The sequence below is a fragment of the Rhodopseudomonas sp. BR0M22 genome, from assembly GCF_010907035.1.
Lineage (GTDB): Bacteria > Pseudomonadota > Alphaproteobacteria > Rhizobiales > Xanthobacteraceae > Rhodopseudomonas.
In genome coordinates this window covers 1-8349 of the sequence record NZ_QUMK01000114.1, presented here as the reverse complement: position 1 = coordinate 8349, position 8349 = coordinate 1, and the positions used below count along the sequence as shown (strand labels likewise).

General features: G+C 62.9%; 7 protein-coding genes and 1 pseudogene. 7 read left to right on the top strand and 1 reads right to left on the bottom strand.

The features are described from left to right. The 7 genes and pseudogenes from DY468_RS23835 to DY468_RS23805 all read left to right on the top strand — a co-directional run. A pseudogene (locus DY468_RS23835) lies at nt 1–600 on the top strand (DNA primase); the annotation flags it as partial. 260 nt (nt 601–860) lie between these two features. After that, on the top strand, nt 861–2963 hold the full coding sequence (gene rpoD, locus DY468_RS23830; RefSeq protein WP_164608000.1) for an RNA polymerase sigma factor RpoD: 2103 nt from the start codon (nt 861–863) through the stop codon (nt 2961–2963). Between the two features lie 73 nt (nt 2964–3036). Continuing rightward, nucleotides 3037–3315: a hypothetical protein gene (locus DY468_RS23825; protein WP_164607998.1), complete on the top strand. Its 279-nt coding sequence runs from the start codon at nt 3037–3039 to the stop codon at nt 3313–3315. Between the two features lie 12 nt (nt 3316–3327). Beyond that, on the top strand, nt 3328–3612 hold the full coding sequence (locus DY468_RS23820; RefSeq protein ID WP_164607997.1) for a type II toxin-antitoxin system RelE/ParE family toxin: 285 nt from the start codon (nt 3328–3330) through the stop codon (nt 3610–3612). Nucleotides 3613–3831: 219 nt separating this feature from the next. Beyond that, nucleotides 3832–4815, top strand: a complete 984-nt coding sequence (locus DY468_RS23815) for a dienelactone hydrolase family protein (protein ID WP_164607994.1) — start codon at nt 3832–3834, stop codon at nt 4813–4815. Nucleotides 4816–4969: 154 nt separating this feature from the next. Then, complete coding sequence (locus tag DY468_RS23810) at nt 4970–5215, top strand: hypothetical protein (RefSeq protein WP_164607992.1); 246 nt, start codon at nt 4970–4972, stop codon at nt 5213–5215. Then, nucleotides 5215–5421 (top strand): hypothetical protein, encoded by a 207-nt coding sequence (locus DY468_RS23805; RefSeq protein WP_164607990.1) that lies wholly within the window; start codon nt 5215–5217, stop codon nt 5419–5421. Before DY468_RS23810 ends, DY468_RS23805 begins: the two co-directional genes overlap by 1 nt. A gap of 1528 nt (nt 5422–6949) precedes the next feature. On the opposite strand, the gene DY468_RS23800 is transcribed toward DY468_RS23805, so the two are convergent. Next, complete coding sequence (locus tag DY468_RS23800) at nt 6950–7753, bottom strand: hypothetical protein (protein WP_164607987.1); 804 nt, start codon at nt 7751–7753, stop codon at nt 6950–6952. Nucleotides 7754–8349 lie beyond the last annotated feature (596 nt).

The window sequence follows — 8349 nt, the reverse complement described above, 5'->3', positions numbered from 1 at the left end:
CCTGGGCTCGGCCGCGGGCCCTACCAAATTGCCAGCCCGGACCTGATCGCCAGCCCGATCATGCGCGGCCAGCGCTCGGCGATGTCGCGCCGCGAGGCGCTGATCCTGATCACGCTTCTCAACCACCCCTGGCTGCTCGACGATCATCTCGAGGAAATCGCCGCGCTGGAATTCGCCCATCCCGAGGCGCACCGGCTGCGGGCGGCGATCATCGCCGCCTTCGCCCAGCATCACCACCGCACCGACGATCCGGCCGGCCAGGCGGAGAAGCTCCGCGCAGATTTGGTTAAGGCAGGATTATCCGAGCAATTGCAGCGGGTTGAGCGGGCGATCACGACCTCCGCGGTATGGGGAGCCGGGCCCAACGCGGCGCGCGAGGACGTCCTTTCGACGTGGCAGCAACTCGTTGCCTTGCATCGACAATCTCACTCCTTACTTAGGGAATTGAAGGATGCCGAGCTGGCGCTGGGTGAGGACGGCAGCGAGGCGAACATGCAGTGGTTGAACGACGTCAAGGCGCGCCTGGCCCAGGTCGAGGGGACCGAGGCGCTGATCGAAGGTTTCGGCGAATCATCCGGACGGTTCCAGCGCAGCGTCTGAGGCGCTGGCCCGCGTCCGAACACGGAGATCGAGTCGAAAAGACTCGCAAATCCCCTGAATTGGCTGCAAAAACAGGGTTAGTAAGGGCTTAACGGCATTTCGGTTAAAAGGCCTTCGGGCGACCAATTTGGGTGACCAGCGAGCGGGATCGTGTGGGGTGGTGCAGGCTGGCGCCGCCCTTTGCGCGTCTCACCCGGCAAGGCAAGTTTTTCATGGCGGTGCGGTGACGCCTCGTCCGTGAGCGCGTTCAGGAGCAGTGGATGGCCAGCAAGGCGAAGACGGTACAGGTGCAGGACAAGGACAAGGACGACAAGGTAGACGCGCCGGAGAAGGACACCGTCGACGCTCCCTCGCCGCTCCTCGACCTGTCGGACGCGGCCGTCAAGAAGATGATCAAGCAGGCGAAGAAGCGCGGCTTCGTCACCTTCGATCAGCTCAACGAAGTGCTGCCCTCCGACACCACGTCGCCGGAGCAGATCGAAGACATCATGTCGATGCTGTCCGACATGGGCATCAATGTGTCCGAGGCGGAAGATACCGAGGCCGAAGAGGAAGAGGCCAAGGAGGAGGCTGACGAGGAGCTCGACAACGATCTCGTCGAAGTCACAGCCAAGGCCGTCACCGAGACCAAGAAGTCCGAGCCCGGCGAGCGCACCGACGATCCCGTCCGCATGTATCTGCGCGAGATGGGCACGGTCGAGCTGCTGTCGCGCGAAGGCGAAATCGCGATCGCCAAGCGGATCGAAGCCGGCCGTGAGGCGATGATCGCCGGGCTGTGCGAAAGCCCGCTGACCTTCCAGGCGATCATCATCTGGCGCGACGAACTCAACGAAGGAAAGATCTTCCTTCGCGACATCATCGATCTCGAAGCCACCTATGCGGGCCCCGAGGGCAAGAACAACATTGGGAGCGACAGCGAGGAAGCCTCGGGCGAAGGCGAGGGCGCTGCGCCCGCGCATGTCGCGCCGCCGGCCGCGCCGGCCGCCGCCACCCCGTTCCGTCCCGCGCAGCAGCGCGGCGCCGCGCCGGCTGAATCCGGCGAGGGCGGCGAAGGCGCGTCGGAAGGCGACGGCGACGACGACGAGTTCGAGAACCAGATGTCGCTCGCCGCGATCGAGGCCGAGCTGAAGCCGAAGGTGGTCGAGACCTTCGACAAGATCGCCGACAACTACAAGAAGCTGCGCAAGCTGCAGGAGCAGGACATCGCCAACCAGCTGCAGAACGAGCAGCTGTCGCCGTCGCAGGAGCGCAAGTACAAGAAGCTGAAGGACGAGATCATCGTCGAGGTGAAGTCGCTGCGCCTCAATCAGGCCCGTATCGACAGCCTCGTCGAGCAGCTCTACGACATCAACAAGAAGCTGGTGTCGTTCGAGAGCCGCCTGATGCGGCTCGCCGACAGCCACGGCGTCGCCCGCGACGACTTCCTGCGCAACTATCAGGGCTCGGAGCTCGATCCGCGCTGGCTCAACCGGGTGTCGAAGCTCTCGGCCAAGGGCTGGAAGAACTTCGTCCACCACGAGAAGGACCGGATCAAGGACCTGCGCCAGGAAGTGCAGTCGATGGCGGCGCTCACCGGTCTCGAGATCGGCGAATTCCGCAAGATCGTCCACTCGGTGCAGAAGGGCGAGCGCGAAGCCCGTCAGGCCAAGAAGGAAATGGTCGAGGCCAACCTCCGCCTCGTGATCTCGATCGCCAAGAAGTACACCAACCGCGGCCTGCAGTTCCTCGATCTCATTCAGGAAGGCAACATTGGCCTGATGAAGGCGGTCGACAAGTTCGAGTATCGCCGCGGCTACAAGTTCTCGACCTACGCCACCTGGTGGATCCGGCAGGCGATCACCCGCAGCATTGCGGACCAAGCCCGCACCATCCGCATCCCGGTGCACATGATCGAGACGATCAACAAGATCGTCCGCACCTCGCGGCAGATGCTCAACGAGATCGGCCGCGAGCCGACCCCGGAAGAGCTCGCCGAAAAGCTCGGCATGCCGCTGGAGAAGGTCCGCAAGGTCCTGAAGATCGCCAAGGAGCCGCTGTCGCTCGAAACCCCGGTGGGTGACGAGGAAGACAGCCATCTCGGCGACTTCATCGAGGACAAGAACGCGGTGCTGCCGATCGACGCCGCGATCCAGTCCAACCTGCGCGAGACCACCACGCGCGTGCTGGCCTCGCTGACCCCGCGCGAAGAACGCGTGCTGCGCATGCGCTTCGGCATCGGCATGAACACCGACCACACGCTGGAAGAAGTCGGCCAGCAGTTCTCGGTGACCCGCGAGCGCATCCGCCAGATCGAAGCCAAAGCGCTGCGCAAGCTGAAGCATCCGAGCCGGTCACGGAAGCTGCGGAGCTTCCTGGATAACTAACGAGAGTAGGGTGGGCAAAGGCGCAGTTGCGCCGCGCCCACCTTCCACGCCTGATGAAGCCGAGGCCAAGCCGATGGCATCGAAGCGGCAACTGATCGAGGTCGATGAGACCACTGCCACCCGCCTGCGCGAACGCGCCGATGCGCAGGGCATCTCGGTCGCCGAAGTGGTCGCTGGCCTGACAGCGCTTGCCGAGAGTCCTGTCGAAATTTCCCCCGAAGACCTCGCCGCGCTCGACCGGCAATGGGCGGCGATTCAGTCTGGCGAAGAGGGAGTGGTCCCTCACGAGCAGGTCGCCCAATGGCTCGAGACCTGGGGCACGCCGGACTACAAGCCGTTTCCGGTGAAATGAAGCGCCGGCGCCATGAAGCTCTCGTGGTCGCTGCCTGCGCTTGCCGACCTGAACCGCTTTGCGGCTTTTCTTCAGGATCATCATCCCGCCTTGGCCCGGCGCATCGGCGTCGAAATCTTAAAGCGGGCGGAAGTCCTCAGCGACTACCCGGAATTTGGCCGCCCGATCCGTGATAGGGATTTTCGCGAGCTGGTCCTTCCGGTCATGGGTGGGACCTACGTTCTCCGTTATGCCCACGGCGCCAACGGCGTCGTCATCCTGCGCGTCTTCCACAGCCGCGAACAGCGCGACACATAGGTCACCACAAGCCGCAGCGCGCTCCCTCTCCCGCTTGCGGGAGAGGGCTGGGGTGAGGGCGACGCGAGCACTGACTAGGCCAGTGGCCGTAGCCCCGACGAGGGTCCCGCAAAGGCGGGGAGCAGGCGCGGCCGTCGCCTACCTTTCCCGCGTCATGTTGGCTTGCTAGCTTCGCGTGGCCGCCCGCGAACGCGCGGGTGCTCCGGATCACTCGTCATGATGGCCTGCGCGTCTGCTCTGGTCCGCATTGCCTTCGTCGCCGCGCTGGCGATCCTCGCCGGCGTCGGTGTCGCTTCCGCGCAGCAGCCGAGCGCCGCCGCCAATCCACCCGAACCGCCGCCGTCCATCCAGCCGCCACAAATCCAGCCCCAGCCCATCCATCCGCCGCCCGGCGCGCAGCCGGTGCAGTTCGCCTCGTTCGATGGCGTCACCACGCTGACCGCCTATCTGGCGCGGCCGGCAGGCGATCAGAGGCGGCCGGCGGTGGTGATGCTGCATGGCTGCTCCGGGCTGATCAATCCGCGCGGGCGCTTCTTTCAGCTGTATCCGGCGTGGCTGAGCACGTTGGTCCAGCAGGGCTATGTGGTGCTGGTGGTCGACAGCGCGTCGTCGCGCGGCTTCGGTCAGACCTGCAGCGCCGGCGAGAAGCGGCGCACCATGCTGCGCGACCGGCCGAAGGACGCCTACGCGGCGCTGGCCTATCTGCAGGCGCAGCCGTTCGTGCGCGCCGACCGCGTCGCGCTGATCGGCTGGTCGCAGGGCGGCGGCACGGTGCTGCTCAGCATCAACGACCGCAGCATCGGCCGCCCCGCCGATCTGAAAACCGATTTTGCCGCCGCGGTGGCGTTCTATCCCGGCTCCTGTTCGGAGAAGCTGCAAAGTGCGCCGTACACGAGCGTGCCGCCGCGCGGTTGGACCTCGCAGGTGCCGCTGCTGGTGTTGTTCGGCGAGGCCGACGTCTGGACCGAGCTGGCGCCGTGCCGCGACTTTCTCGACGCCGCCAGGGCGCGCGGCAACGATATCGAGCTGATCAGCTATCCGAACGCCGTGCACGCCTTCGACGCCCCCAAGCTGCCGCGCACCGAACTGCCGCAATACCGCGCCCCCGACGGCCGCATTCCGGTCGTCGGGACCGACCAAGCCGCCCGCGCCGACGCGCTGTCCCGCGTCGCCTCTTTCCTGGGCCGCCGGCTGGCCGATTAGTTCGGCCCCGCACCCGCCCCGCGCCGCAGCCCGCGCCATCTCCCGCTTGCGGCAGAGGGCCGGGGTGAGGGCGACACCAGCGCGGACTCCCCAACCGGGATTGACTCTCCGGTATGTTCTGCTTTTGTTCTTTCGCCCAACACGGTGAGCCCCCATGGACCTCGAACACACCCGTTCCGAGATCGCGCAGCTGCGCGATCGAATCCGCCGCAAGCAGGCCGACCTTGTCCAGCTGCAGCGCGCCGGCATCCGCACCGACGACGCCGAGTCCGTTCTGCACAGGATGCAGGATCGGCTGGACAAGCTCTGCGCCGATCGCGACCGCCTGGCCGGGGAGCAGCGGCGGACCTACGCCGGGCGCGACAAGCTCATTCGTGGTCCGCTGGCGAGGCGCGTGTGATGGCGGTTCAGCCGATCAAGTGGTTCGAGGAGACCGACGACCATTCCGACTTCGTCAAGGCGCTCGCCGAGGTGCGGCGGCTCGGGACGCGGGAAGGTTGGTGTTATCACCACGTCCAGGCCATCCTGCTGTCGATCGACCAATACGCCGAAAGCGCGCTCGGCAACCGCGAGTACTTCTGGAACAAGCCGCACGGCATCCGATAGCAACCAGCGCAGGACGGCCCTCCACCCTGCGAGCGACAGTCGCTCCGCTCCCACCCCGAGCCGCAGCGCGCCCCCTCTCCCGCTTGCGGGAGAGGGCCGGGGTGAGGGCGACACGAGCACGGACGCGGAAACCCTCAGTGCAGCCGGAGCCACCATCTTTGCCGCGACGAATTACGCCTTCGGCTCGCTTGTCCCGCCGGGTATATTCAACACATTCGTGCTCAAGTTTGCCCATGGAGATCCGCCGTGGCCACCTACAAAGAAATCGCTGAATACGTTCGTAGGACATCTGGATTCGCGGCCAAGCCATGTTGGATTGCGGATCTGTTGAGCGAACACGGATTGACCAAGCGAATGGCCCATAATCGAGAAGATCCGCGGACACGGAAGCATCCTTGCCCATCCGCGAAACGAACGGCCATCGAGGCTGCTCTGCGACACTTCCGAATGATCTAGAGCCGGTCAGTGGGATAGGCGAAGCCAACAATATTCGACGTCGGTGGATAAGGACTTCGGCGCCGCTCACGTGCTTCGCTAAATGATTGTGAGTGTAGATTCATCGCGAAGTTCGGCGCGAAATTCAAACAGGCCCAAGCTGCCGTCCTGAATGGAATGTGGACTTAAAGCCCGAAGAGTTTTTCGAGCGGACAAGATCGCCTCCTTTGAACCGAATTGTCTTGGATGATGATTTGCAGGGAGAGGAGGCGTGACTAAGCCCGTGTAGCAGTACGTAACCCATACTCTTGTTCCGTCGCATAGCTTGCCTTCTCGCACGAGACGAGTGATCGCATCGCTGGCTTGTGGAAACCCAGCCGGGTCTCCTGGAAGACCGATTGAGACAATGAAGATCAACGTCTCGTTTGGCTTCGGAGGAGCAACTAGAATTATGTCATCGGGCGCCCGTTCTGGAGTTGGCCTAAGTGAGGGGCCGCGTACGAATATCCGCCATTCGATTGATCGGCCAAAGCCAATGGGAGCCCCTGTCCAGGTCGCTTGATGCCGTGACTCGCCTGCTGCGCGGATTGCGTTGGCAACGTCACCGCGGGCGTTGAAATCGAATCCATAGTGTCGACCCCACGTCGGTCGTTTGCTCGTAGGGCAATGAAGCGTCGCTTTGATCTCTCCCATTTCTCTAACGGCCAAATAGAGGTCTGGCTTGTTCTTCGCTGACCAAACTCTCCAGACGCTGGATACGGCACCCCCATCTGAGCCGGCAGCAAAACGTGTGACGAACCTCGCCTTTGGCGCGATCGCGATTGAACTGGCTTGGGATGTTGGCATGAAAATCCTGAAGGTCAGTAGACTCGGTTAGGCGAAGCCGTACCCACCATCTCCAATCGCGGCGGATTACGCTTTCGGCCAATCCGCCCTACGGGCTAAACTATCAGCCATGGGCTGAGAGGGGGCCGGGAGCGGTGCTTTTCTCCGTAGGTATTTCGCTGATTAAGCGCTGAGAGAGTGGGCAAGGCCGTATTCCACTATGCTCAACGGCGGCGGACTTCACCTTTAGGCTAATCTATCCTGCCGGCTACGGTCTCTCCGCCGGAAGCAGTATTGGCAATTTGGACGCCACATCGCTCCCGAATAGGTAGCACGCAAACGCGAATTCATTGAATTCGGCGGCGGTGAAGGAAACCGTTTCTCCCAAGGCATAGGACTTACTACGCGTATCCCGCTTGATGAGGATCTCCGCTATGCCGGTGTGTTGGTGCGTGTCTATGACGGTTCCAGCTACAAGCTCGACCTCCTCGCCAGCAGGGTTGTTGTAGAACATTTTTAGTCTCGGGAGCTTCAACGTGAGTCGTTGCTCCGGCCCCACGTCGGGAGGTCCCACAATTCCCGCCCGGTGCTCCATGCAATTTCGTACTTTTTGGAACGACATAAATTCGTCTGCGAAGTCCATTGGTGAGGTTAGTCTCACATTGACCTCTCCCAACAACGCCGGAAATGGCAGACGCCCTACCCGTTCCCGAAGCGCGGCCAAGTAATCCTGGAATTCGCCCCATGTCATTTCAGTCGCTTGAAAACGTACAAGTTCAATGAATACACGCGCTTCCTCAAGGGTTTCCCGGACGCCGCGGGCCAGCTCGTGAAAGCCCTTCGAGAGCAGCCAGTTTTCGTAAACCACTAAGCGCTCGCCAGCCGGAAGGTCGGGTCCATCGAAGCGGTAAGCCATCGAAGGCGACGTGATCTGGGGGCGCTCCGTGAGGTCGCTTTCCTTAATCGCCTCTAAGCAAAATGCGACGATCTCATTGCACTGCCATGCCGCCCGCTGAGCGGGTGCGGCAACGCCGTTGGCATTCAGGCGAATTTCCAGCTTTTGCGTTGTCATCCGGTTGTCCTGAAGTAACGAATAATCAAGCTGCGAGCGAGGCGGCTGCATGCATGTCACGCAAGCGTACCGACGACAAAGCCGCCGCTGCCGGAGAAATGGTCAAGGGCGTCCTACCCGAACCGCCAGATACCTAGTCCTACGGCTAAGATGATGACGAGCAGAAAGACGACGATTCCAAGAGGTCCTTCCGCCTCCCCTTCGACAACATTGAACAATCGCACGGCAAGGCGCTGGCGTTGGATTGGCATTTCAGGTCCTCTCATCGAGTCGTACAAACGCTGTAGAGCATACGCCGCCAGACAACGCATCGGGCTATATCCCAGACTAAGCCAGCTCAGACTCGTCACCGGTGGCCACGAAGTGCCAGCATTGTGCCACCTGAATGGTTGCAGCGTAGAACGCCTGTCGCCATTCTGACAAAATTCCTATCTCGTCTATATTCCCTACCCATCCCGCTCTACTCCCGAGGGGTGGCTCGCGATCGTCACTTGTCGCGGGGCGGGGTGCGGTGGACGCGGCGGCGGCGCGGAGGAAGGCGGCAGGGGGCCGCGAGGCAGCAGGTCCGCAGGCCTGGCCTCGGGGTCTATGGAGGC